Source organism: Motilibacter rhizosphaerae (assembly GCF_004216915.1).
Classification (GTDB): Bacteria; Actinomycetota; Actinomycetes; order Motilibacterales; family Motilibacteraceae; genus Motilibacter; species Motilibacter rhizosphaerae.
This window is the reverse complement of record NZ_SGXD01000001.1, coordinates 701159-723964: the sequence shown is the minus strand read 5'-3', so window position 1 is coordinate 723964 and position 22806 is coordinate 701159. Positions and strand designations below refer to the sequence as shown.

23 protein-coding genes are annotated in these 22806 nt (G+C 71.8%); 5 read left to right on the top strand and 18 right to left on the bottom strand.

Annotation, left to right across the window (positions count from 1 at the left end):
• Positions 1-20: 20 nt before the first annotated feature.
• From fliD to EV189_RS03210, 11 genes are all read right to left on the bottom strand, one after another.
• Positions 21-1598 (bottom strand): flagellar filament capping protein FliD, encoded by a 1578-nt coding sequence (gene fliD, locus EV189_RS03260; protein WP_130491487.1) that lies wholly within the window; start codon positions 1596-1598, stop codon positions 21-23.
• Positions 1588-1983: a hypothetical protein gene (locus EV189_RS03255; RefSeq protein WP_130491486.1), complete on the bottom strand. Its 396-nt coding sequence runs from the start codon at positions 1981-1983 to the stop codon at positions 1588-1590. The genes fliD and EV189_RS03255 overlap by 11 nt, the downstream gene beginning before the upstream one ends.
• Before the next feature lie 149 nt (positions 1984-2132).
• A complete protein-coding gene (locus tag EV189_RS03250; protein WP_130491485.1) occupies positions 2133-2948 on the bottom strand; it encodes a flagellin N-terminal helical domain-containing protein in 816 nt (271 codons plus the stop codon).
• A 225-nt stretch (positions 2949-3173) separates the two neighbouring features.
• Positions 3174-3989, bottom strand: coding sequence for a flagellin N-terminal helical domain-containing protein (locus tag EV189_RS03245; RefSeq protein WP_130491484.1), 816 nt, complete (start codon positions 3987-3989; stop codon positions 3174-3176).
• A gap of 270 nt (positions 3990-4259) precedes the next feature.
• Complete coding sequence (locus EV189_RS03240; protein WP_130491483.1) at positions 4260-5075, bottom strand: flagellin N-terminal helical domain-containing protein; 816 nt, start codon at positions 5073-5075, stop codon at positions 4260-4262.
• A 211-nt stretch (positions 5076-5286) separates the two neighbouring features.
• Positions 5287-6102: a flagellin N-terminal helical domain-containing protein gene (locus EV189_RS03235; protein ID WP_130491482.1), complete on the bottom strand. Its 816-nt coding sequence runs from the start codon at positions 6100-6102 to the stop codon at positions 5287-5289.
• Between the two features lie 207 nt (positions 6103-6309).
• Positions 6310-7128, bottom strand: coding sequence for a flagellin N-terminal helical domain-containing protein (locus EV189_RS03230; protein ID WP_130491481.1), 819 nt, complete (start codon positions 7126-7128; stop codon positions 6310-6312).
• A 147-nt stretch (positions 7129-7275) separates the two neighbouring features.
• Positions 7276-9429: a glycosyltransferase family 2 protein gene (locus tag EV189_RS03225; RefSeq protein ID WP_130491480.1), complete on the bottom strand. Its 2154-nt coding sequence runs from the start codon at positions 9427-9429 to the stop codon at positions 7276-7278.
• 44 nt (positions 9430-9473) lie between these two features.
• A complete protein-coding gene (locus EV189_RS03220; protein WP_130491479.1) occupies positions 9474-12215 on the bottom strand; it encodes a glycosyltransferase family 4 protein in 2742 nt (913 codons plus the stop codon).
• A gap of 50 nt (positions 12216-12265) precedes the next feature.
• Complete coding sequence (locus EV189_RS03215) at positions 12266-13084, bottom strand: FkbM family methyltransferase (RefSeq protein WP_130491478.1); 819 nt, start codon at positions 13082-13084, stop codon at positions 12266-12268.
• Positions 13085-13199: 115 nt separating this feature from the next.
• Positions 13200-14069 (bottom strand): sigma-70 family RNA polymerase sigma factor, encoded by an 870-nt coding sequence (locus EV189_RS03210; RefSeq protein WP_130491477.1) that lies wholly within the window; start codon positions 14067-14069, stop codon positions 13200-13202.
• A 211-nt stretch (positions 14070-14280) separates the two neighbouring features.
• Here EV189_RS03210 and flgN point away from each other — a divergent pair, with 211 nt between their 5' ends.
• From flgN to csrA, 5 genes are all read left to right on the top strand, one after another.
• The gene (gene flgN, locus EV189_RS03205) at positions 14281-14763 is read left to right on the top strand and encodes a flagellar export chaperone FlgN (protein WP_130491476.1); all 483 of its coding nucleotides are present in this window, start codon (positions 14281-14283) and stop codon (positions 14761-14763) included.
• The gene (gene flgK, locus EV189_RS03200) at positions 14763-16166 is read left to right on the top strand and encodes a flagellar hook-associated protein FlgK (protein WP_130491475.1); all 1404 of its coding nucleotides are present in this window, start codon (positions 14763-14765) and stop codon (positions 16164-16166) included. Before flgN ends, flgK begins: the two co-directional genes overlap by 1 nt.
• Positions 16167-16177: 11 nt before the next feature.
• A complete protein-coding gene (gene flgL / locus EV189_RS03195) occupies positions 16178-17059 on the top strand; it encodes a flagellar hook-associated protein FlgL (protein ID WP_165400100.1) in 882 nt (293 codons plus the stop codon).
• 43 nt (positions 17060-17102) lie between these two features.
• Positions 17103-17510 (top strand): flagellar assembly protein FliW, encoded by a 408-nt coding sequence (gene fliW, locus EV189_RS03190; RefSeq protein WP_130491473.1) that lies wholly within the window; start codon positions 17103-17105, stop codon positions 17508-17510.
• Between the two features lie 73 nt (positions 17511-17583).
• A complete protein-coding gene (gene csrA / locus EV189_RS20920; protein WP_130491472.1) occupies positions 17584-17841 on the top strand; it encodes a carbon storage regulator CsrA in 258 nt (85 codons plus the stop codon).
• A gap of 62 nt (positions 17842-17903) precedes the next feature.
• Here csrA and EV189_RS03180 read toward each other — a convergent pair whose 3' ends face one another.
• From EV189_RS03180 to EV189_RS03150, 7 genes are all read right to left on the bottom strand, one after another.
• The gene (locus EV189_RS03180) at positions 17904-18386 is read right to left on the bottom strand and encodes a hypothetical protein (RefSeq protein ID WP_130491471.1); all 483 of its coding nucleotides are present in this window, start codon (positions 18384-18386) and stop codon (positions 17904-17906) included.
• Positions 18387-18417: 31 nt separating this feature from the next.
• Positions 18418-18780: a response regulator gene (locus EV189_RS03175; RefSeq protein WP_130491470.1), complete on the bottom strand. Its 363-nt coding sequence runs from the start codon at positions 18778-18780 to the stop codon at positions 18418-18420.
• A gap of 2 nt (positions 18781-18782) precedes the next feature.
• On the bottom strand, positions 18783-19244 hold the full coding sequence (locus tag EV189_RS03170; protein ID WP_130491469.1) for a chemotaxis protein CheX: 462 nt from the start codon (positions 19242-19244) through the stop codon (positions 18783-18785).
• Positions 19241-19630 carry a response regulator gene (locus EV189_RS03165; RefSeq protein ID WP_130491468.1) on the bottom strand — a complete coding sequence of 130 codons (390 nt, stop codon included), beginning with the start codon at positions 19628-19630 and terminating at the stop codon, positions 19241-19243. The genes EV189_RS03170 and EV189_RS03165 overlap by 4 nt, the downstream gene beginning before the upstream one ends.
• 1 nt (position 19631) lies before the next feature.
• A complete protein-coding gene (locus EV189_RS03160) occupies positions 19632-20525 on the bottom strand; it encodes a CheR family methyltransferase (protein ID WP_130491467.1) in 894 nt (297 codons plus the stop codon).
• Positions 20522-21709 carry a protein-glutamate methylesterase/protein-glutamine glutaminase gene (locus EV189_RS03155; protein WP_130491466.1) on the bottom strand — a complete coding sequence of 396 codons (1188 nt, stop codon included), beginning with the start codon at positions 21707-21709 and terminating at the stop codon, positions 20522-20524. Before EV189_RS03155 ends, EV189_RS03160 begins: the two co-directional genes overlap by 4 nt.
• 199 nt (positions 21710-21908) lie before the next feature.
• On the bottom strand, positions 21909-22784 hold the full coding sequence (locus EV189_RS03150; RefSeq protein ID WP_130491465.1) for a hypothetical protein: 876 nt from the start codon (positions 22782-22784) through the stop codon (positions 21909-21911).
• Between the last annotated feature and the right edge of the window lie 22 nt (positions 22785-22806).

Below are 22806 nucleotides of genomic sequence, written 5' to 3'. Positions count from 1 at the left end.
CGGGAGGCGCGGGCTGGGCGTCAGCGCAACCCGGCGAGCTGGCCGGCGAGCCAGGTGCTCTGGTCCTTGAGCTTGCCCAGCGAGACCTCGAGGCCGCTGTACTGCGACTGCAGGGAGGTCTTCTTCAGGGCGAGCTCGGTGTCCCAGGCGGAGATCTGGTCGTTGAGGTCCTTGATGTTGCTGTTGCGCCCGGTGATCGCCTGGGTGATCGTCCCGGAGGTCGAGTCGGTGGCGGTCTGGGCGAGGTTCGCCAGCCGCTGCGCGAGGCCGCCGCTGACGGTGAGCGTCCCGCTCGCCGCGGTGAGCCCGCCCTTGACGACGAGCCCGCTGGCCGGGGAGCCGAGGTCGGTGACGGTGAGCGAGCTGCCGCTGCCGCGGACCGCGACGGAGGTCCCGTTGACGGTGACCGAGCCGGTCGCGTCGGTCGACCCACCGGCCGGCGGGTTGTAGGTCACGGCGTACGTCCCGGGCAGGGTCCGCTCGTTGCTGCCGCCGAGGCTGATCCCGGGAGTGCTCGACGTGGCGCTGACCCCGAGCATCTGCTTCACCCCGGCCGGGTTCTTCGCCAGGGTGTCGAGGAACTTCGTCCGGTCGAAGCTGATCGTGCCGGTCTGGTCGCTCTTGATGCCGATGTCGCTCGCCGTCAGGCCGTTGGTGGACGAGCTGCTGATCGCACTGAGGATCTGCTGCTGCAGCTGGCGGACGGTGAAGTCGCCGGTGAGCGCGGAGCCGGTGTTGGTGCTGGTGTTGTACGCCGTCTGCGTCTTGATCTGGTTCATCGCGGAGTTGGCCGCGTCGATCATCTTCTGCATGTTGTCGGCGATGCCCGACGTGTCGCGCGCGGTCGAGACCGTGACGTTGGTGCCGGCGGTCGTCCCGGGCTTGACGGTGAAGGTCAGGCCGGGGACGACGTTGGTGAAGGTGTTCGTCGGGGAGCTGACGACGGCGGTCGCGTCGCCGGCGAGCGTGATCTGCGCGTCCTGGGCGGGCTGCGACCGGTTCATGGTCTGCGTGAGCCCACTGAGGGAGAACTGGCTGGCCGCACCGGTCGCCGAGCTCTGGACCTGCAGGCGGTAGGTCCCGTCGCTGGTCCTGATCGCCGCCGCGCGGACGCCGAGGTCGGGGCTCTGGTTGATCGCGTCGACGAGCGCCCCGAGGCTGCTGTCGCGGGGGGTCAGCGTGGCCTTGGGCGTGGCCGTGGGGTCGGAGCCGAAGACGACCTTGACCGGTCCGGTCGTCGCCGCCGCGCTGAGGTCCGTGAAGGACTGCGCGGAGAGCTGGACCTCGTTCTTGGCCGACTGCTTCACGGTGAAGGAGAAGCTGCCCTCGTACGCCGTGGCGTCGGCCGACGCGGTGACGTTGTCGCTGTCGGAGGTCGACTTGAAGACGCTGAGGGAGGTGTCCGAGCTCATCGCCTTCGAGGCCGTGAGCAGCGAGGTCATCGCGGTGTTCACCGACTGGTAGGCCGACACGGCCTTCTGCTCGGTGGTGACGCGCGTCTTGAGCCGCGTCTGCGTCGCCGACTCGACCTGCATGAGCTGGTTGATCAGCCCGGACGTGTCGAGGCCGCTGACCAGGCCGTCGACACTACTGGACATCGTCGGTCTCCTTCTTCCTCAACCGCCAGAGCGCGGACTCCAGCATCACCAGCACGCCCTCGGGCGGTGACTGGTAGATCGGCTTCCCCGTCTCGGGGTTGAGCACTGTCACCACATTGGTGGACGGACCGCCGTCCTTGCCCTGGCGACGCGTGATCTCGATGTCGGGGCGCGACGGCTCCTGCACGGGCGGCTTCGCCGTCGTGTCCTCCGTCCCCTTCGCACCCGCACGGGCGTCGCGCGCGGGTCTCCCCTGCTCCTTGCCCGCCTGACCGCCCGCCTCCGCGGAGGTGGTCGGGTCCGTACCCCTGCGCCGCTCCGACCAGAGCTCGCCGGGCGTGTAGCCGGGCACGAGTCGGCCGACGGCGTCCACCGGGTCCACCATCTGCGCTCCTCCCCCGACCGTCGTGCCTCCCGGGTGCGGCCGGACGGCCGTACCCGCCTGGGCGGTCGGGGTGGGGCACCGGTCGCCCGGCGCCCCACCCCGTCACCCCGTCCTCGGGACCTGCAGCCTCGCTGCTGCGTGCCTACCTGCTAGCGCAGGAGGCTGAGGACGCCCTGGCTCGACTGGTTCGCCTGGGACAGCATCGACGTGCCGGCCTGGGTGAGGATCTGCGCGCGGGTGAAGTTCACCATCTCCGACGCCATGTCGGTGTCACGGATGCGCGACTCCGACGCGGACAGGTTCTCAACGGCGACGTTGAGGTTGTTGATGGTGTGCTCGAACCGGTTCTGGTACGCACCGAGGTTCGCGCGGGCGGTCGACACGGCGGAGATCGCCGAGTCGATGTTGGCGATCGCCGCGGACGCCGAGTTCAGCAGGCTGACGCTGCTGACACCCAGGCCCGAGGACGACATGGCCGTCGAGACCGAGACGGTGATGGTCTCGCCGCTGTTGGCACCCACCTGGAACGTGCCGGAGAACGAGCCCGTCAGCAGCGCCTGGCTGCCGAACTTCGTCGTCGTCGCGATCCGGTCCAGCTCCGCCGAGAGCTGCGTGACCTCGGTGTCGGCAGCGGTGCGGGCGGAGGAGTCCTGCGAGCCCGTGTTCGACGCCTGGACGGCGAGGTCACGCATGCGCTGCAGGATGGCGTGCGTCTCGGTGAGCGCACCTTCAGCCGTCTGCACGACCGAGATGCCGTCCTGCGCGTTGCGGACGGCGACCTTGAGGCCCCCGGTCTGCGAGCGCAGGTTCTCCGAGATGGACAGGCCCGCGGCGTCATCCGCGGCCCGGTTGATGCGGTAGCCGCTGGAGAGCTTCTCCAGCGACTTGCTCATCTGCGAATCGGTACCCTGCAGGTTCCGGTACGCGTTCATCGCCGCGATGTTGGTGTTCACGCGAAGCGACATGGCGGGTCCCTCCTTGAGGACGATCCCCACCCTTCCATGGGTGGAGTGACCTCCTCATCGGCACCTCATCCGCACGTCCCCAGTCCGTGGCTTGCTGCACACGAGTGGGATCTCAGGCCCCTGCTGGGCCGGGTGGGTGACGCCGGCGCCGGCGCAGCCGGAACGACGACTGCGGGGCCCGGCACATGGTGCCGGGCCCCGCAGTGGTCGCGTCGCTACTGCCTACTAGCGCAGGAGGCTGAGGACGCCCTGGCTCGACTGGTTCGCCTGGGACAGCATCGAGGTGCCGGCCTGGGTGAGGATCTGCGAGCGGGTGAAGGACACCATCTCGGCCGCCATGTCGGTGTCGCGGATGCGCGACTCCGAGGCCGAGAGGTTCTCGACCGCGACGTTGAGGTTGTTGATGGTGTGCTCGAAGCGGTTCTGGTACGCACCGAGGCTCGCACGGGCGGTCGACACGGCGGAGATCGCCGAGTCGATGGTCGAGATGGCGGCGGACGCGGAGTTCAGCAGGCTGACGCTGCCGACACCCAGGCCCGAGGACGACATGGCCGTGGTGACCGACACGGTGATGGTCTCGCCGCTGTTGGCGCCGACCTGGAACGTGCCGGAGAACGAGCCGGTCAGCAGCGCCTGGCTGCCGAACTTCGTCGTCGTCGCGATGCGGTCCAGCTCGGCCGTGAGCTGCGTGACCTCGGTGTCGGCAGCGGTGCGGGCGGCCGAGTCCTGCGAGCCGGTGTTGGACGACTGGACGGCGAGGTCGCGCATGCGCTGCAGGATGGCGTGGGTCTCGGTGAGCGCACCTTCCGCCGTCTGCACGACCGAGATGCCGTCCTGCGCGTTGCGGACGGCGACCTTGAGGCCACCGACCTGCGAGCGCAGGTTCTCCGAGATCGACAGGCCCGCGGCGTCGTCGGCGGCGCGGTTGATGCGGTAGCCGCTGGAGAGCTTCTCGAGCGACTTGCTCATCTGCGAGTCGGTCGCGTTGAGGTTGCGGTACGCGTTCATCGCCGCGATGTTGGTGTTCACGCGAAGCGACATGGGGGGTTCCTCCTTGAGTGTCTACCGACCCGTCCGTGGGTCGGTTGCCATTCCATCGGAGCCGTGAGGGTCTGGATGCGAGGAATCCCGATCGCTCATCCGCCTGTGTGCGGGCTGAACGGGTGCGGGCTGAACGGGTGCGGGCCACTCGGGTGACGGCCGTACGGGTGACGCCGAGCACCGCACCCGTGGCTCTCGAGAGGCACGAAAACCCTGACGGGGCCCGGCATGTGCCGGGCCCCGTCAGGGAGGGTTCAGGAGGAGCGCGTGCTACTTCAGCAGGCTGAGCACGCCCTGGCTCGACTGGTTCGCCTGGGACAGCATCGAGGTGCCGGCCTGGGTGAGGATCTGCGACCGGGTGAAGGACACCATCTCCTGCGCCATGTCGGTGTCACGGATGCGCGACTCCGACGCGGACAGGTTCTCCACGGCGACGTTGAGGTTGTTGATCGTGTGCTCGAAGCGGTTCTGGTAGGCACCGAGGTTCGCGCGAGCGGTCGACACGGCCGAGATCGCCGAGTCGATGTTGGCGAGCGCGGACGAGGCCGAGTTCAGCAGGCTGACGCCGTTGACGCCCAGGCCGGACGCCGTCATCGGGGTGCTCACCGAGATGGTGATCAGCTCGCCGGCGTTGGCGCCGACCTGGAAGGCACCGGAGAACGAGCCCGCGAGCAGGACCTGGTTGCCGAACTTCGTCGAGGTGGCGATGCGGTCGAGCTCCGCCGTGAGCTGGGTGACCTCGGTGTCGGCGGCGGTCCGCGCCGTCGAGTCCTGCGAGCCGGTGTTCGACGCCTGGACGGCGAGGTCACGCATGCGCTGCAGGATCGCGTGGGTCTCGGTCAGCGCACCTTCCGCCGTCTGCACGACCGAGATGCCGTCCTGCGCGTTGCGGACCGCGACCTTCAGGCCACCGACCTGCGAGCGCAGGTTCTCCGAGATCGACAGGCCGGCCGCGTCGTCAGCTGCCCGGTTGATGCGGTAGCCGCTGGAGAGCTTCTCGAGCGACTTGCTCATCATCGAGTCGGTCGCGGTGAGGTTGCGGTACGCGTTCATCGCGGCGATGTTGGTGTTCACGCGGAGCGACATGGGGGGTTCCTCCTTGAGATGGTCACCGACCCGTCCGTGGGTCAGCTGACCTCCTCATCGGGAGGACCGCGGTGTGGCTGCGCCGAATGGGCGTCACTCATCCGGCCGAGTGACGCTCTTCCCCCGCGAGGGGTACGCGGAGGGCCGCGAGGGCCCTGCCGCGTACCTCCTCCGGGGGACGGGGTGGTCCGCGTGGAGCGGCAGCTACCTGCTAGCGCAGGAGGCTGAGCACGCCCTGGCTGGACTGGTTCGCCTGGGACAGCATCGAGGTGCCGGCCTGGGTGAGGATCTGCGCGCGGGTGAAGGACACCATCTCCGACGCCATGTCGGTGTCGCGGATGCGCGACTCCGAGGCCGAGAGGTTCTCGACCGCGACGTTGAGGTTGTTGATGGTGTGCTCGAACCGGTTCTGGTACGCACCGAGGTTCGCGCGAGCGGTCGACACGGCCGAGATCGCCGAGTCGATGCTCGAGATCGCCGCGGACGCGGAGTTCAGCAGGCTGACGCCGCTGACGCCCAGGCCCGAGGACGACATGGCGGTGGTGACCGAGACGGTGATGGTCTCGCCGCTGTTGGCACCGACCTGGAACGTGCCCGAGAACGAGCCGGTCAGCAGCGCCTGGCTGCCGAACTTCGTCGTGCTCGCGATGCGGTCCAGCTCGGCCGAGAGCTGCGTGACCTCGGTGTCGGCAGCGGTGCGCGCGGCCGAGTCCTGCGAGCCGGTGTTGGACGACTGCACGGCGAGGTCGCGCATGCGCTGCAGGATCGCGTGGGTCTCGGTGAGCGCACCTTCCGCCGTCTGCACGACCGAGATGCCGTCCTGCGCGTTGCGGACGGCGACCTTGAGGCCACCGGTCTGCGAGCGCAGGTTCTCCGAGATGGAGAGGCCGGCCGCGTCGTCGGCGGCGCGGTTGATGCGGTAGCCGCTGGAGAGCTTCTCCAGCGACTTGCTCATCTGCGAGTCCGTACCCTGCAGGTTCCGGTACGCGTTCATCGCCGCGATGTTGGTGTTCACGCGAAGCGACATGACGGGTCCTCCTGGAGCTGACTGCTCGACCCTTCCCTAGGTCGATCGCACTCCAGATCGGCGCAGTGGCCCACTGCGCCACCCCCGTCGCTGCTGCACCCGGGTGATCCTCTCCCGGAGGAGCTGCGCCCAGGCCGGCCGGGCACGCCGAAGGGGCCCGGTCAGCAGACCGGGCCCCTTCGGGGGTGCTACGAGCTCAGGCGGGGACTAGCCCTTCAGGAGGCTGAGGACGCCCTGCGTCGACTGGTTCGCCTGGGACAGCATCGACGTGCCGGCCTGGGTGAGGATCTGCGAGCGGGTGAAGGACACCATCTCCTGCGCCATGTCGGTGTCGCGGATGCGCGACTCCGAGGCCGAGAGGTTCTCGACCGCGACGTTGAGGTTGTTGATCGTGTGCTCGAAGCGGTTCTGGTACGCACCGAGGTTGGCTCGGGTCGTCGAGACTGCGGCGATGGCGGAATCGATGCTGGCGAGCGAGGCGGAGGCCGAGTTCAGCATGCTGACGCCGCTGATGCCCAGCCCGGCCGAGGTCATCGGCGTGTTGACCGAGATCGTGATGAGGTCACCGGCGTTGGCGCCGACCTGGAACGCACCCGAGAACGAGCCGCTCAGCAGCACCTGGCTGCCGAACTTCGTCGAGCTCGCGATGCGGTCGAGCTCCGCCGTCAGCTGGGTGACCTCGGTGTCGGCGGCCGCGCGGGCCGTCGAGTCCTGCGAGCCGGTGTTCGACGCCTGGACGGCGAGGTCACGCATGCGCTGCAGGATCGCGTGGGTCTCGGTCAGCGCACCTTCAGCCGTCTGCACGACCGAGATGCCGTCCTGCGCGTTGCGGACCGCGACCTTGAGCCCACCGACCTGCGAGCGCAGGTTCTCCGAGATCGACAGGCCGGCCGCGTCGTCAGCTGCCCGGTTGATGCGGTAGCCGCTGGAGAGCTTCTCCAGCGACTTGCTCATCTGGCCGTCCGTCACCGAGAGGTTGCGGTAGGCGTTCATGGCCGCGATGTTCTGGTTGACGCGGAGCGACATGACTTCCTCCTGGGGTAGGGCACCCGGTCCGTCCGTGGTCCGGGCGGGACATTCACCTCATCGGCGCAACGCTGCTCCACTTGAGTGACGGCGCACTAGGCCGTCCGGGGTTCCCCTGATCGGGTGACGCCCCTGGTCAGACGTCGTTCAGACGGCGAGCAGGCGGGCAGCCGTGAGGGGCGCCAGCAGGCGCAGCTCCTTGCCCACGGCGTCGGCCTGGGCGTCCGGCACGAGCTCGGCCGCCTCGAGGAACTGCGGCAGCACGGTCTCGTCCGCGAACGACTCCATGACGAGCGCCGCCGCGAGCACGCGGTCGCGGGGGCTGCGCTCCGGCGCGCGGGCGATGCGCACGAGCGGGCAGGAGCCGGGGTCGCCGGCCGCGCGCAGCCGCAGGCTCCACTCGACGGCACGCGGCAGCGGGAGGTGCGGGGCGACGGGGGCGGCGGCGGCCACGACGGCGGCCTGGCGGCGCCCGGCGGTGTAGAGCGCGTCGAGGAAGGTGTCGGCCCGGTCGACGGGCACGGTGCGGACCTCGGCGAGCGTGGGGAGCAGCAGCTCCTCGGGGAGGTCGGTCGCGTACTCGCGCAGGCGTGCGGGGGCGGAGTGGAAGAGCTCGAGCACGTCCGGCAGGCAGACGTTGAGCTCGCCGGCACGCACCACGCGGAGGAGGCGGTCGACCGCCTCGTCGTAGCGGCCGAGCGAGACCAGGGCCTTGAGCTCGACCACGATCGAGCCGGAGCGCTTGATCTCGCGCACATCGCCGCGGTCCCACCCGCTGTCCGGGATGCGCCGCACGGCCTCGAGGCACTCGAGCCAGCGCTCCTGGGCGAGGAGCACGACGGCGCGCGTCTCGGCGGCGCGGAGCGGGACGCCCTGCTCCTCGAGCCGGTCGCACCAGAGCTCCGCCTCGGCGTAGCGCTCGAGGACGGCGGCGGCCGTCGCGGCCGTGGCGCAGAGGTCGCGCCGGCTCACGCTCGTGTGCTCGGCCTCCCACGCCTCGGCGGCGGTGGCGAGCACGCCCTCGTTGTCGCCGGCGAAGCGCTGCGAGCGGGCGAGGTTGCACAGCACGACCCCGCGCGGCAGGTCCCCCGCCTCGTCGGCGGTCGCGAGCTCGGCCAGGCGCAGGTTGCGGGTCCGCTTGTCCTTGTCCGCCGCGGTGCTCGCGAGGTAGCCCGAGTGCAGCAGGCGGCCGTCGCGCAGGACGCTCGAGGGCGGGACGCCCCCGGCCCGCAGCGCGATCTGCTCGTGCAGCCGGCCGAGGAACCAGCAGTCCTCGCGCAGCCCGATCCGGCGCAGCGGCGTGCAGTACGTCGTGCCGAACCCGCTCTCGGTCTGGCTCTCGACGTCGACCATGAACGTCGGGTCGGTCGCGACCTCGAGCTGCGCGCGCAGGCTCGCGGCGTCGCCGGTGAACTGCTCGTCGGCGTCGACCTGGAGGAACCAGCGGCCGCGCGCGTGCGCGAGGCCGCGGTTGCGGGCGTCGCCGAAGTGGTCGTCCCAGTAGCCCTGCACGACCCGGGCGCCCATCGCCCGCGCGATCTCGACCGTGCCGTCGCTCGAGCCGGTGTCGTAGACCACGACCTCGTCCCCGAGGCCGGCGAGCGAGGCGAGCGAGGAGGGCAGCGCCTTCTCCTCGTCCTTGACGATCATGACGATGCTGAGCAGCGGCTGCGGGGAGGGCGGGAGCGCGCAGCCCGGGGCTCCGCGGTGGTGCCACACCGAGTCCTGCACGACGACCGCCGGGCCCAGGGCGCCAGCGCCCTCCGCCGCCAGCAGCCGCTGGACGACGCCCTCGCGGCAGCCGACGGCCTGCAGGTGCGCGCGGCGCGCGGCGAGCACGCCCTCCCCGAGGTCCTCGACCCCGAGCCGGCCGCCGCGGTGCTCGTCGTGCCAGCGCGCGGTCCACTCGCGCAGCTCCTGCGCGGAGGCCAGCGCGGGCAGCGGCGGCGTCAGGCCCTGCCGGCCCGTACCCAGGTCGTGGACGGGTCCCGCGGCGATCGCGCCGGAGTCGAGCGCGGCGACGAGGGGGTCGATGGCGTGCTTCGGCGCGACCGAGTCGGCGCAGACGAGGACGACGACGTCGCGGGTGGCGAGCCGGACGCCCGTGTCGCGCCGGGCGGCGAGCGAGCCCCCGCCGACCGCGGCGAGCGCGTCGCCCGCGGGCGTCCCGTCCGCGACGAGCACCACCTCGTCGCGGACGCCCAGCGAGGGCCGCAGCCCGCGGACCAGGAAGTCCGCACGGGCGCGGCCCTCGGGGCCGGGAGCAGCGACGACGACGACGGAGGCCGGACTGCGTCTCATGGGGAGTGCATCGGCACTCACCCGTCCGGGCTAAAGCCCGCTGCTCAGACCCCCGCGGGGACGCGGCGCTGGGCCAGCGACGCGCGCAGCGCCTCCTGCCCGGGGCGCACGAGCAGCGGGGTGCCCACGGAGGTCGCGAGCGCCGCTTGCGCCGGCGCGGAGGTCAGGGCGACGTCGACCGAGCGGTAGAAGCGGTCCAGCTCGCCCGGGCGCAGCGCGTCGGTGACGAGCAGGATGTCCGGGCACTCGTGCCCGTCGGCCGTCCCCGCCTCGACCGCCGCGCGCAGCCGCTCCTCGATGCGGTCCAGCTCGTCGTCGGAGGACGACGGGTCGATCCACACGGCGAGGCAGACCTCGTCCGCGGGCGTGAACGCCGCGACGAACGTGCGCAGCGCCTCGTCCGGGGCGGAGGTGGTCCAGTCGGGCAGCAGCCCGAAGGTGTGCTTGCCCTGCGTGTCGAGCTCCAGGCCCAGGGGGCGCAGGCGCGTCGCGGGCGCGGCGGCCAGGGCCGCGAGGCGGCCTGCCACGAGGCCGGCGACGCGCTCCCAGCTGAAGTCACGGACGATGCGCGAGCGGCCGGCGGCCGCACGCACGGCGGCCTCCGCCGGGTGCTCGACGACGTGGCGCAGCGTGCGGGCCAGCGCGTCGCCGTCGGGCTCGTACAGGAAGTAGCCCGTCCGGCTCTCCGGCAGCCCCGTGCCCGAGAGGGCCTGCGGCTCCGCCGGGACGAGGTACGCCGTCTCCGCGTCGCAGAAGTCCACGGCGGCGCCGGCCCCCGTGACGACGACGGGCAGCCCGCACGCCATGGCCTCGGCGATGGGCAGGCCGAAGCCCTCCCCGCGGTACGGGTGCACCAGCACGTCGCAGGCGCGGTAGAGCATCGGCAGCTCGTGCGGCTCGAGCTCGCGGTCGATGACCTCGATCTCGGGCAGCGACGGGTCGGCGGCGAGCTGGCGGAGCCGCTCGTCCATGTCCTGCCCGCGGTAGACCGAGCCGGAGCCGAAGGTCTTCACGACGAGGCAGACGTCGTCGTCGCGGGTGAACTCGCGCAGGTACGCGGCGACCAGCACGTCGATGCCCTTGCGGTGGATGGTGCCGCCGACGAAGAGCAGCTTCGTGCCCTTCGTGGTGCGCAGCGCCAGCGCCTCGCCCTGCGGGGAGAAGGCGTCGACGTCGACGCCGTTGGGGACGACGTGGACCTTCGCTGCCGGGACGCCGGACGCGACGTAGCAGTCGCGCACGAAGGTCGTCGGCACCCAGGCCTCGTCCACCGCGGCCATGCCCTCGACCCAGGCGTCGGGCAGGCCGCCGTACTCCCACGGCTGGATGGCGACGAGCGCGCCCTGGTGCTCCGGGGCTGACCAGTCCGGCGGCCACTGGTGCCGCACCTCGACCTGCGGGTCGCCGTCGAGCACGGGGCCGACGGTGGAGGCGAGGGCGGCGAGCTCCGGTGCGTACGGGTCGACGGCCGGCCGCTCGACCGTGCGGCACTCGACGTCGACGCGGTCGAGCAGGCGGCTCACGACGGCGCGGTTCACGAGGCTGAGGCTGGTGTGCTGGAACTGCTCGCCGACCCAGCGCACGCGCGGGCCGCCGGGGGCGTGCGGGCGCGGCCGGGTGAGGTGCTCGCGGATCGCGAGGAAGCGCTGCTCGGCGACGTCGACCGCCTTCTCCCAGGTCCAGCGCGCGACGACGTCCTCACGGGCCCGGGCGCCGAGCGCGGCGGCGGCCGCGGGTTCGGCGGCGACCCAGCGCAGGTGCCCGACGAGGCTCGCGACGCTGGGGCTGGCCCACTGCTGCCCGCGGAAGAACGCGATCTCGTCGTCGGCGGGGACCGTCTCCAGCCCGTCGATGTCGACGAGCAGGGAGTTGGTGTCGTCCATGAAGGCGAGGTTGCCGCTCCAGCGCGTGGCGATGGTCGGCAGGCCGGTGGCCATGGCCTCGAGGTAGGGCCGCCCCCAGCCCTCGCCGCGGCTGGGACCGACGTACGCGGTGGCGGAGGCGTAGAGCCGCGGCATCTCCCGGTCGTCCACGAACTGGTCGAGCACGACGATCGGGGCGACGTCCGCGCGGGTGCGCCCCAGCGTGGCGAGGTACGCGTCGACGCGCTGGCTGATCTCGTCCTGCCGCGCGGAGGTGTGGCTCAGCGGGTAGGAGCGGAGCAGCAGCGTGACGTCGTCCTCGGGCCCGAACGCCTCGGCCCAGGCGCGCAGCAGCACGTCCCAGCCCTTGCGCGAGCTCCACTCGAAGACGGAGAGGAAGACGGTGCCGCGCAGGCCCTCGGTGACGAGGGGGCGCAGGCCCGGGCGGAAGCGGGTGGTGCTGACGCCCTCCGGCACGACGTGGATCGGGATGGTGACGCCGGCGTCGCGGAAGGTCTGGACGTTGAACTCGCTCGGCACCCAGAGCTCGTCCATGCCGTTGGCCTGCTCGGCCCAGCCGGCGGGCAGCGACGTCGTCTCGAACATCGTGCGGCCGACGTAGTAGCCGACGCCCGCGTAGTGGCGCAGGGTGTGCGGCTGGAGGTGCTGGACGAGGACGGGCCAGTCCTGGGCCGGCTCGGCGACGGCGGCGTCGAGGCGCGCCCGCAGCGTGGGCGACAGCCCGGCCATGTACTTCGGCGAGTCCGCGACGGGCAGGGCGCGCACGGCGTGCCCGCGGTCGCGCAGCCCCAGCACGTAGTGGCGCATCTCGTCGCCGAAGCCGCTGAAGTTGCGCATCGGGCCGAGCCAGGTGAGCTTCGGTTCGGCCGACGCGCCGAGGTTGAGCACGAGGTCGCTCGTCATGCTCCATCACTCGGACGGAGCAGCGGACCTCTTGAGCCCCGCGCTCGGGGTCAGTCCTCGCGCGAGAGCCAGAGCATGGAGAAGTCCGCGCGGGAGACGACCTCCGCGTCGACGAACGGCGCGAGGCCCCCGTCGGTGGCGATCTCGTACGTCGCGAAGCCCTCGCCGCGCACCTCGTCGAGGAACCCCTGCGGGTCGTCGTAGGAGCTGGCGTTGAACTCGAGGACGATCGCGAGGTCCGGCGAGCGGCGGCGCACGTCGGCCATCCCCTGCCAGACGGCGTACTCCGCGCCCTCGACGTCGATCTTGATGAGGTCGACGCTCTCCCAGTCGGCGAGCGCCTCGTCGAGGGTGACGGCCTCGACGGTCGTCGAGGTCGTCGAGTAGTCCTCGAAGCTGGCCGCCACCGAGGCGCTGCCGAAGAAGTCCTCCGGCACGAGGAGGTCCAGCGACCCCTTCTCGGACGACACGGCCTGCTGGCGCACCTCGGCCTGGACGTGGAACCCGTTGGCGCGCAGCGAGCGGCCGACCAGGCCGGCGTAGCGCTCCTGCGGCTCGAAGGCGAGCACCTTGCCCTGCGGCCCGACGGCGTCCGCCATGAGCAGCGAGAAGTAGCCGAGGTTGGCGCCGACGTCGACGGCCCTCATGCCCGGCTGGAGCGCGCGCGCCATGGCGAGCGTGATCCACGACTCCCAGTAGCCGTTCATGATGAGGTGCTGGGCGACGCTGACGTCACGGCCGTCGACGTAGGAGTGGTAGATGCCGAGGACGCGGCACAGCACGGTGTCGTCGCCGACGTAGACCCCGCGGGCCCCCTCGAGCGCGACCTGCTCGAGCAGCGCCCGGCTCTGGATGAGGTGGTTGTGCACGCGAGCCCCTTCGTCGCAGCCGGAAGCGGTCCAACACTAGGGCACGCCCCGGCGCACCGACGCCGGAGCGGCACCGCGGACGCACGCAGCGTCGCGATGCCGCCCCGGTGGGGGGTCAGGCGGAGGCCACCCGCGCGTACGTCGTGGTGGCGTACGACGGCACGCGGCCGGAGAGCCGGCTGCGGTAGTCGCTGCGGGTCGCGACCTCGGCGAAGTACGCCTCGCGGCGCCGTGCCGCGCACCCGCCCGGACGGTCGGACTGCTCGACCATGGTCGGCTCGAGCTGGGCGTTCATGCCGTCCTTGAGCAGGGCCAGCGCCTCGCCGCGCATCTGCGAGACGCGGGACTCGCTGACGCCGAGCTCCGCGGCGATCTCGGTCATCGGGCGCTCCTCGAAGAAGTAGCGCACCACGACGGTCTTCAGCCGGTCCGGGAGGACCTCGATCGCGTCGTAGAGGTAGCCCACCTTCTCGCGGTGGACGATCATCTCGTCCGGCGCGGGCTCGTGGACGCTGACGACCTCGTCGAGGGTGCCGGCGTCGGAGAAGCCCTGCAGGCTCAGGACGACGGCGCGCTGGACGTCCTCGTCCACGGCCTCGAGCTCGTCGACGGCGACACCGAGGTGAGCCGCGACCTCCTGCGGGGTGGGGGTGCGCCCGAGGACGGCGGTCAGCTCCTCCTCCGCACGGTCGCGCTTGCGGGCGCGGGAGCGTACGGACCGGCTGGCCCAGTCGTAGCTGCGCAGCTCGTCGATGAGGGCGCCGCGGATGCGGGTGGAGGCGAAGCGCGCGAAGGGCACGCTGCGCGAGTCGTCGTAGGAGCGGGCGGCCTGGGCGAGGGCTGCGAGGCCCGCCGAGGTCAGCTCGTCGCGGTTCACATGGGAGGGGAGACGACCGAGGATCTCGTTGACGAGGTAGCCGACGAGCGGGAGGTGCTCGCGGCAGAGCTCGTCCTCGAGGGAGGCGCGTCCGTGCGTTGCGGTCATGGCCGGGGCTTCGGGCCCTGCGCCTGAGGTGCTTGAGCAGCGGAAACGCAGAACCCCCCTCTCGGGCTAACGCTGGAGCGCAGTTCCCCCTATCGAGTAGGACGAAGGTCCCGGGGGTCCCCTGCCGAGGAGGGAGGGTGGATCTCCTCAGGTGCCCTGCCGTGGTGCCGAAGGGGACTGGGAAGAGCAGGACGAGCAGGAGGGACGGCGCATGAGCCTGGCCGGGGTCTCGAGCACGCTGTGGCGTGAGCGGGAGCTGCTCGAGCTGCTCCTGTTCAAGCTCGAGGAGGAGCAGCTGGTGCTCGCCTCCGGGCGGTCGCGCTGGCTGGCGCGCTCGACCAAGGAGGTCGAGATGGTGCTGGAGGAGGTCCGCAAGGCCGAGCTCCTCCGCGCCGTCCAGGTCGACGCCGCCGCCGCCGAGCTGGGCCTGCCGAGCGGGCCGAGCCTGCGCGAGCTGGCCGAGGCCGCGCCCGAGCCGTGGCGCGGGCTGCTCCTTGAGCACCGGCAGGCGTTCCTCACCGCCACCGCCGGGATCCAGGCGATGGCCGACATGAACCGCGAGCTGCTCACCGCCGGGTTCCGGGCGACCCGCGAGGCCCTCCTCGGCTTCGGCGACGGCACCGAGACGTACACCGCCGCGGGCGCGCCGGTCAGCGTCGGGCGCTACACGAGGCTCGTCGACGAGGCCATCTGATGAGCACCTTCGGCTCCATCAACACGGCGTACTCCTCGCTCGTCGCCCAGCGGCGGGCGCTCGACGTCACCGGCCAGAACATCGCCAACGCCAACACGCCGGGCTACTCGCGCCAGCGCGTCGACATGAACTCGGTCGCCGGGCCCTCGGTCCCCGCGCTGTTCTCGACGTACGACGGCACCGGCGGCGGCGTCGCCGTCACCGACGTGAGCCGCATCCGCGACGACTTCTACGCGGTGCGCCAGCAGATCGAGCACGGCAACCTCGCCAGCTCCGACCGTGCGCAGCAGACGCTCAGCGACATCGAGGACGCGGTCCCGGAGCCGTCCGACACCGGCATCGCGAAGACCATGCAGGACTTCTTCAAGTCGTTCACGAACCTCTCGCAGAACCCCGGCGGGTCGATGCGCCAGGCTGTCGTGGAGAGCGGCCAGGGCGTGGCGGACAAGCTCCACGACGCCGCCGGCAACCTCGACCAGCAGTGGAGCAACCTGCGCCAGACGCTGACGACCTCGGTCGCGGACGTCAACGCGACCACCACCGAGATCGCCAACCTCAACAAGGCGATCCAGTTCAACACCGCCGGCGGGGTGCCGTCGAACGAGCTGGCCGACAAGCGCGACGCCCTCGTGCTCAAGCTGAGCGACGCCATCGGCGTCACCGCCCGCCCGGGCAAGGACGGCTCGGTCGACGTCATGCTCGGCGGCTCGGCGCTCGTGTCCGGGAGCAACGCGCTGACCCTCGGCATCCAGGGCGCCTCGGTGCCCTCGGACGCGACCACGACCCCCGTGAAGATCGTCTACACCAACGACGGCAGCACGGTCCCGCTCAGCGGCGGCGACGTCCACGGCATCGTCACGGCCCTCACCGACACGATCCCGCGCTACAAGGCCCAGCTCGACGGCTTCGCCGCCGACCTCGCGAACCAGGTGAACACCCTGCACCGCCAGGGCTACGACCTCACCAACGGCCCCGACGTCCCCGGCGGCGACGGGCGCGACTACTTCGGCACCAACGACGGCACGACGTCCGTCACCGCCGCGAACATCAAGGTGGTCGTCACCGCCGACCAGATCGCCGCGAGCGCCAACCCCGGCGGCAACCTCGACGGCGGCATGGCGACCCGCATCGCCGCGCTGTCGACCTCGACGAGCTCCCCGGTGAACTCCTACAAGACGATGATCAGCGGCCTCGGCGTCGAGTCCGCGGCGGCGCAGCAGCGCTTCGCGACGCGCAAGGACGTCGCGGCCAAGGCCGACGACGCGATGACCACCACCTCGGGCGTCGACACCGACGAGGAGATGACCAACGTGCTGGCGTTCCAGCGCGGCTACGAGGCCGCGGCCAAGGTGATGACCACGATCGACAGCACGATCAACACCCTGATCCAGATGGTGAGCTGAACATGGTCGGGATGAGCCGCGTCACCTACGCGCACCTCGCGAACACCAGTCTCGCGGGGATCCAGAGCAACCTGGACCGCTACAGCCGGACCCAGGAGCAGCTCTCGAGCGGCAAGACGATCAGCCGTCCCTCGGACAACCCGTCGGGCGCCATCAGCTCGATGGGCTACCGGAGCGAGGCCTCGCAGTACCAGCAGTACGCCGACAGCGCCGCCGACGGCATCGACTGGCTCGACGCCGCGGACACCGCCCTGGGCGACATCCAGCAGTCCGTGCGCGACGCCCGCACCCTGACGGTGCAGGGCAAGTCGACCGGCAACAGCGACCCCAACGCCCGCAGGGCGATCGCGGACCAGATCGACCAGTTGCGCGCCGGCATCCTCAACAACGCCAACCGCCAGTACCTCGGCCGCCCGATCTTCGGCGGCACGACCTCGGGCTCCGCGGCCTTCGACTCGACCGGCACGTACATCGGCGACAGCGGGTCGGTGAACCGCGTCGCCGCCGACGGGGTCTCGGTGCGCGTCGACACCGACGGCGTCCAGACGTTCGGCAGCGGCCCGACGTCGGTCTTCGGCATCCTCGACGACATCAGCAACCACCTCAAGACCGACCCGACGCAGCTCGACGCCGACCTGGCCAAGCTCGACACGGCGGTCACCACCATCGGGTTCTCGCGCTCCAGCGTGGGTGCGCGCACCAACCGCCTCGACAGCCTCCAGCAGACCGCGAAGGACCGCGTGGACAACGCGAAGCGAGCCCAGGGCGACATCGAGGGCGTCGACATCGCCCAGGCGACCGTCGACCTCCAGCTGCAGCAGGTCTCCTACCAGGCGGCGCTCAGCACGGCCAGCAAGGTGCTGCAGCTCTCGCTCACCAACTTCCTCCGGTGAGCCGGTGCTCGCGTTGACGACCCTCATCGGCCACGATGGGCCCATGACAGTGCCGACCGTGCAGCAGGGCCTCGACGGGGCGCTCGTGTTCTCGCAGGGCCTCCCGGGCTTCCCGGAGGCCCGGCACTTCGCGCTCGTCGCCCTCGACGACGCCGGCCTGGTCTACGCGCTGCGCTCGATCGAGGACGAGGGGCTGCGCTTCCTGGCCGTCCCGCCCGCGCCCTTCTTCCCGGACTACTCCCCCGAGCTGCCGGACGACGCGGTGACCGAGCTGGGCCTCGAGTCCGAGGAGGACGCGCTCGTCCTGCTCCTCGTCACCTGCACCACGGGCATCGAGGACGCGACCGCCAACCTGCTCGCCCCCATCGTCGTGCACGCCCGCACGCACCAGGCCGCCCAGGTCGTCCTCTCCGGCTCCGACCTGCCGCTGCGCGCGCCGCTCCAGCCCTGAGGGCCCCGCGTCCCTAGGATGCGGAGCGACGGGCGCACGGAGGCGCCCGCGTCTGCGACCGTTGGGAGGGCCCGTGCTGGTCCTGAGCCGCCGTGCCGGCGAGAGCGTCATCATCGGGCACGACATCACCATCACCGTCCTCGAGGTGCGGGGTGACGTCGTCCGCATCGGCATCGACGCCCCGCGCACCGTCCAGGTGCACCGCGAGGAGGTCTACCGCGAGCTGCAGGCGTCCAACATCGCCGCCGCCGCCCCGCCCGAGGACGCGATCGCCGCGCTGACCGCGCGCATCGCCAAGGGCCGCCCCGGGCCGCCGCCGCCCGCGCAGTAGGCCGGACGCACTGACGGCCGCGGCCCCCCGAGGGGGACCGCGGCCGTCGGTGCTGCACCGGCTCAGATCAGGACGATCGAGATGCCGCCCTTGCCGTAGCCCTGGATGTCGACGACGAGGTCCAGGCGCCGGCCGGTCTGGCGCGACATCTGGAGCGTGTCGTTCGGGGGCAGCTCGCGCAGCCCGTACGTCTTGTGCAGGCGCACGGCCGGCTGTCCCGGGTTGTTGAACATCGACGCGAGCACGTTCAGCACCTCGTCGAAGTTCTCCTTGACGTTCGGGAAGAGCTGCTTCTCGTCGATGCAGTCGTCGGCGCCGCCCTTGGGGACGAGGCCGATGGCGGCACCGGCGTACGCCGAGAAGGACAGGTCGGCGACGATGATCGCCGCCGTCCCGATCCCGTCGACGTACTCCGCCGTGGTGGCGAGCTCCGTGGCGGAGTGCACGACCTGGCCGCCGAGGACCAGGTCGCAGTTGCGGAACAGCAGCCCCGTCAGGGCGTCACGGACGGTCTTCTCGCTGGGGATCGTCTTGATCGAGGACATGGGACAGTTCCGTTCGAGGGGGGTGGGTCTGCTACTTGATGACGGGCTCGAGGGCCTCGCGGAAGGCCTCGGGCGTGAAGGGCTTGGCGATGAGGAAGAGCGCGCCCGAGGACTCGGCGCGGTCCCGCATCTCCTGGGACGTCTCGGAGGTGACGAAGCCGAAGTTGACCTTCGACCCGGTCGAGCGGAGCTGCGCGAGCAGCTCGATGCCCGTCATGTTGGGCATGTTCCAGTCGCTGAGGACGAGGTCCGGCGACTCGCTCTTCACCTTCTCGAACGCGTCAGCACCGTCGACGGCCTCGACGACGTCGTGGCCGTCGAAGCCGGCCTGGCGCAGCGTGCGGGTGACGATCTGCCGCATCACCTTGCTGTCGTCGGCGATGAGGATCTTCATGGTCAGCCGACACCACCCTCGGAGGCGGGGCCGTGCCACACCGTGATCTCGAAGACCTCGCCCCACCACTCGAGCGCGGCCTGGCCGACGATGACCGCGGCGCGCTCGTTGACGGCGACCGTGCCGTGCGAGACGACCGGCAGCGTCAGGGAGCTCGGCCCCGGCAGCACGCTCTTCACGTTGCCGCCGACGATGTTGGCGAGCTCGCCGACCGCGTCGTCGATGTCGCCCTTGGTCAGCTCGTCCTCCGGGATCTCCAGGAGGGCGGAGCCGACGAGGCGGGCGCCGCGTGCCGTGGTGGCCACGACGACGGTGCCGTTCCAGGCGCCGAAGACCGACACGTTGGACGAGATCTCGGGCGTGAGGGTGCCCAGCATGGCCGGGAGCGCCTCCTCGCCGAGGTACGAGGACCACAGGTCCCCCGCGATGCCGAGGATGTCCTCGTCGGCGATGACGGCGGTCATGCGTTCACCGTCGACAGGCCGAGCAGGGCCAGCTTGTCAGCGATGGCGTCCGCGGTGAAGGGCTTGATGACGTACTCGTGGGCGCCGGCGGCGAGGGCGCGCACGATCTGGCCGTGCTCGCTCTCCGTCGTCACCATCATGAGCGTGATCGAGGCGTACTCCGCGCGGGAGCGCACCTCCTTGACGAACGTCAGTCCGTCCATCACGGGCATGTTCCAGTCCACCAGCGCGAGGCTCGGCAGCTCACCCTGCGCCTGGAGCGCGGTGAGGGCGTCGAGCGCCTCCTGGCCGTTGCCGGCGTCGGAGACCGTGAACCCCTGGGCGGCGAGGATGCGGCCCAAGATGGTGCGCATCGCTCGCGAGTCGTCGATGACGAGGGCGCGCATGTCAGGCCCCTCTCCTTCCGGATTGTGCGATCGGTCGGTGGACCGGCGCTCCTGAGACGAGGACGCGGTCCCACGCGTCGTCCACGCCGAGTGTTGTTTCGGCACCTCCGAGCAGGAGATGACCGTCTGGGCGCAACGAACTCGCGACACGCTTGAGGATCGACCGCTTGGTCGGTGTGTCGAAGTAGATGAGGACGTTGCGGAGCAGCACGATGTCGAACTGCGGCATCGCGCCGAAGGGCGCCGCGAGGTTCATGCGCCGGAAGGTGATGGACTGCCGGAACTCCGGAGCCACCTCCCACTCGGTGCCCACGCGGTGGAAGTGCTTGACGAGCAGGGGAGCGGGAAGACCCCGGTTCACCTCGAGCTGCGAGTAGCGGCCGGCCTTCGCCCGCGCGAGCATCTCCTCGGAGATGTCGGTCGCGAGGATCTCGAGCCGCCAGCCCGCCGCGCGGACCGCGTCCGACACCGACATGGCGACGGTGTACGGCTCCTGGCCGCTGGAGCAGGCCGCCGACCAGATGCGCAGCGTGCGGTCGGGACGACCGGACGCCAGCACCTCGGGGACGAGCTGGTCCTGCAGCGCCCGGAAGGGCGAGCCGTCCCGGAACCACGACGTCTCGTTGGTCGTCAGCGCGTCCACGACGCGCGCGGACTCGCGCGCGTCCCGGCCGAACCGAAGACCCTCGACGTACGCGGTCACGCTGTCCTTGCCCGCCTGGCGGGACAGGGGCAGCAGCCGGGACTCGACGAGGTACTCCTTGCCCGGCTCGAGCACGATGGCCGCCTCGCGGTACACGAGCTCGCGGACCCAGTCGAACGCTGCCGGGCTGAGGTTCGAGGCCGGCCGCCCGGCGGGGGAGAGCCCCCGCACCGGCGCCGGTGCTGTGGTCATGGACGTACCCCCATCGCTGTGAGGTGGGGGACGTTCCCCACCGCATCGGTCACCGCGCCGGCGATGGCGCTGATCGGAAGGACCTGGTCGGCGAGGCCCGCGTGCGTGACCGCACCGGGCATCCCCCAGACCACGGACGTCGCCTCGTCCTGGGCCAGGACGGTCGCGCCCTTGGCCTTGAGGAACTGCGCGCCCTTGCGCCCGTCGGAGCCCATGCCGGTCAGGACGACCGCGAGGGTCGCACCGCCGTACGTCGCTGCGACGCTGCGGAAGAGCACATCCACCGCGGGGCGGCAGAAGTTCTCGGGCGGCCCGCTGGTCAGGTGGACCACCGTGCCGGCAGGAGCCCGCTTGAGCTCCATGTGGAAGTCGCCCGGCGCGACGAGCACGAGGCCGGGACGGAGGACGTCGCCCTCCGCCGCCTCGCGCACCTCGAGCGGGCTGGTGCGCGTGAGCCGCTCCGCGAGCAGCCGCGTGAAGATCGGCGGCATGTGCTGCACGACCACCACGGGGACGCGGAGGTTGGCGGGCAGCCCCGTGAGCACCTTGGCGAGCGCCTCGGGACCACCGGTGGAGCTGCCGATCGCGACGATCTCGGGCCGCGCGGTGGAGCGCGGGACGGCGGGACCCGGAGGAGCCACCACCGGCTCCTGCTGCGCGGCCTGGCTCGCCAGGGGCGTGCGCCCGGCCAGCGGGGTGCGCGGCCGTACGACGCCGGCGACCGGCGCCGAGGCGGCCGGAGCCGTCCTCCGGCGCGGGCCGGGGTCGACGGGCGTGCGGCCGCAGAGGCCGAGCAGCTTCGGCACCAGCTGCTCGCGCACGCTGCGGACGGAGTCCGTCAGCGCCGTGGTGTTCGAGGGCTTGGTGACGTAGTCGCTGGCGCCGAGCGAGAGCGCCTCCAGGGTCTTGGAGGCGCCCCGCTCCGTCAGCGTGCTGAACATGATGACCGGTATGCGCGGGTGCTTCTGGCGCAGGGCCTTCAGCGTGCCCAGCCCGTCGAGCTCCGGCATCTCGATGTCGAGCGTGATCGCGTCCGGGAGCAGCTCGTCGATCTTGTCGAGGGCCAGCCTGCCGTTGGCGGCCGTCCCGACGACGGTGATCTCCTGCTCGGTCTCGAGGACCTGGGCGACGATGTGGCGCACGACCGCGGAGTCATCGACGACGAGCACACGGATGTCTGCCATGCGCTGCCCTCCGTCCCGTGGGGTCGAGGCGGAGCACTCGCTCCGTTGCAGGTCTATCGACGTGGCGGCAGGGGCCTTGAGGAGTTCGTCACGTGGTGGGGTGGGCCGCAGGGGTGAGGACGCGCCGAGGGCCGGCCCTCCGCGAGGAGGACCGGCCCTGGGGGTGGAGCGAGGGGGCGCTGTGCGCCCGCGCGAGGAGTCAGACCAGCCCGGCGACGGGAGCGGTGAGCACGTCGAGGTCGACGTCGGCCAGCAGGTCGCCCACGACCATCGCGTGCACGGCGCCGGAGACGGCGTTCCAGACCCCGCCGGCCAGCTGCGGGGTGGAGAAGCCGGCGGCGCGGACGGCGCGGACGGCCGCCATCTGGGCCGCCGCGGCCGGGCGGGTGCGCGCCGAGAGGTGCGCGGCCCAGGAGGCGTTGTGCACGGCGAGCGCCCACGGGCGGGTGCTGGCGCGGTGCTGGTCGGAGGCGCCCAGCAGGGCCTCGCGCTGCGCCGGGGACAGCCCGCGCAGCGCGTCGAGCAGAGCGGTGACCTCGCCCGCCGCGGGGCCCAGGTCGAGGGTCGGCGCGGTGCGCGAGCCCCAGACCGAGCGCCACGGGTCGAGCAGCACGGCGCGGTCGGCGGTCGACAGCATCGCCGCGGCGTACGTGCCCGCGACGGCGTCGCAGACGACCCCCACCGCGCGGCCGGCGGCCTCGTCCTGCACCGCCAGCGTGCCGGTCCCGGCCCAGGTCCAGTCGAAGACGTCGTGCCGCACGCAGGTGATGACGTCGTCGAGCCCGCCGATCGACGTCGTCGCGAGCTGGCGCAGGGCGGCGAGGGTGGCCGCGCCGGGAGCGGCCGCGGCGGCCTGCTCGGAAGCGCCGCGCAGCGTGCCCTGGTCGCGCGTCACGCGGGTGACGTTGGCCCACGCGCCGACGCGGTCGACCTCGGGGCCGGCGGCGGCGAGGAGCGCGGGCAGGTCGGCCGGCCCGAGGGCCAGGGCCGTGGCGAGGACACCGGCGACCTCCTCGCCACCGGGGCGGCGGACGAGGTCGAAGCCGAGGACGGGAGCGCTGACCAGGGAGTACATGGACCAAGGTTCCCCCGCCGGT

Bases quoted from the DNA above. Each gene is read 5' to 3' on its own strand.
- EV189_RS03180 (WP_130491471.1), bottom strand. From the start codon at position 18,386: ATGTCCTCGATCAAGACGATCCCCAGCGAGAAGACCGTCCGTGACGCC.
- EV189_RS03240 (WP_130491483.1), bottom strand. From the start codon at position 5,075: ATGTCGCTCCGCGTGAACACCAACATCGCCGCGATGAACGCGTACCGC.
- EV189_RS03225 (WP_130491480.1), bottom strand. From the start codon at position 9,429: ATGAGACGCAGTCCGGCCTCCGTCGTCGTCGTCGCTGCTCCCGGCCCC.
- fliD (WP_130491487.1), bottom strand. From the start codon at position 1,598: ATGTCCAGTAGTGTCGACGGCCTGGTCAGCGGCCTCGACACGTCCGGG.
- flgL (WP_165400100.1), top strand. From the start codon at position 16,178: ATGAGCCGCGTCACCTACGCGCACCTCGCGAACACCAGTCTCGCGGGG.
- EV189_RS03220 (WP_130491479.1), bottom strand. From the start codon at position 12,215: ATGACGAGCGACCTCGTGCTCAACCTCGGCGCGTCGGCCGAACCGAAG.
- EV189_RS03165 (WP_130491468.1), bottom strand. From the start codon at position 19,630: ATGCGCGCCCTCGTCATCGACGACTCGCGAGCGATGCGCACCATCTTG.
- EV189_RS03160 (WP_130491467.1), bottom strand. From the start codon at position 20,525: ATGACCACAGCACCGGCGCCGGTGCGGGGGCTCTCCCCCGCCGGGCGG.
- EV189_RS03155 (WP_130491466.1), bottom strand. From the start codon at position 21,709: ATGGCAGACATCCGTGTGCTCGTCGTCGATGACTCCGCGGTCGTGCGC.
- EV189_RS03250 (WP_130491485.1), bottom strand. From the start codon at position 2,948: ATGTCGCTTCGCGTGAACACCAACATCGCGGCGATGAACGCGTACCGG.
- EV189_RS03150 (WP_130491465.1), bottom strand. From the start codon at position 22,784: ATGTACTCCCTGGTCAGCGCTCCCGTCCTCGGCTTCGACCTCGTCCGC.
- flgN (WP_130491476.1), top strand. From the start codon at position 14,281: ATGAGCCTGGCCGGGGTCTCGAGCACGCTGTGGCGTGAGCGGGAGCTG.
- EV189_RS03210 (WP_130491477.1), bottom strand. From the start codon at position 14,069: ATGACCGCAACGCACGGACGCGCCTCCCTCGAGGACGAGCTCTGCCGC.
- EV189_RS03255 (WP_130491486.1), bottom strand. From the start codon at position 1,983: ATGGTGGACCCGGTGGACGCCGTCGGCCGACTCGTGCCCGGCTACACG.
- EV189_RS03175 (WP_130491470.1), bottom strand. From the start codon at position 18,780: ATGAAGATCCTCATCGCCGACGACAGCAAGGTGATGCGGCAGATCGTC.
- EV189_RS03170 (WP_130491469.1), bottom strand. From the start codon at position 19,244: ATGACCGCCGTCATCGCCGACGAGGACATCCTCGGCATCGCGGGGGAC.
- flgK (WP_130491475.1), top strand. From the start codon at position 14,763: ATGAGCACCTTCGGCTCCATCAACACGGCGTACTCCTCGCTCGTCGCC.
- EV189_RS03235 (WP_130491482.1), bottom strand. From the start codon at position 6,102: ATGTCGCTTCGCGTGAACACCAACATCGCGGCGATGAACGCGTACCGG.
- EV189_RS03230 (WP_130491481.1), bottom strand. From the start codon at position 7,128: ATGTCGCTCCGCGTCAACCAGAACATCGCGGCCATGAACGCCTACCGC.
- fliW (WP_130491473.1), top strand. From the start codon at position 17,103: ATGACAGTGCCGACCGTGCAGCAGGGCCTCGACGGGGCGCTCGTGTTC.
- EV189_RS03245 (WP_130491484.1), bottom strand. From the start codon at position 3,989: ATGTCGCTTCGCGTGAACACCAACATCGCGGCGATGAACGCGTACCGC.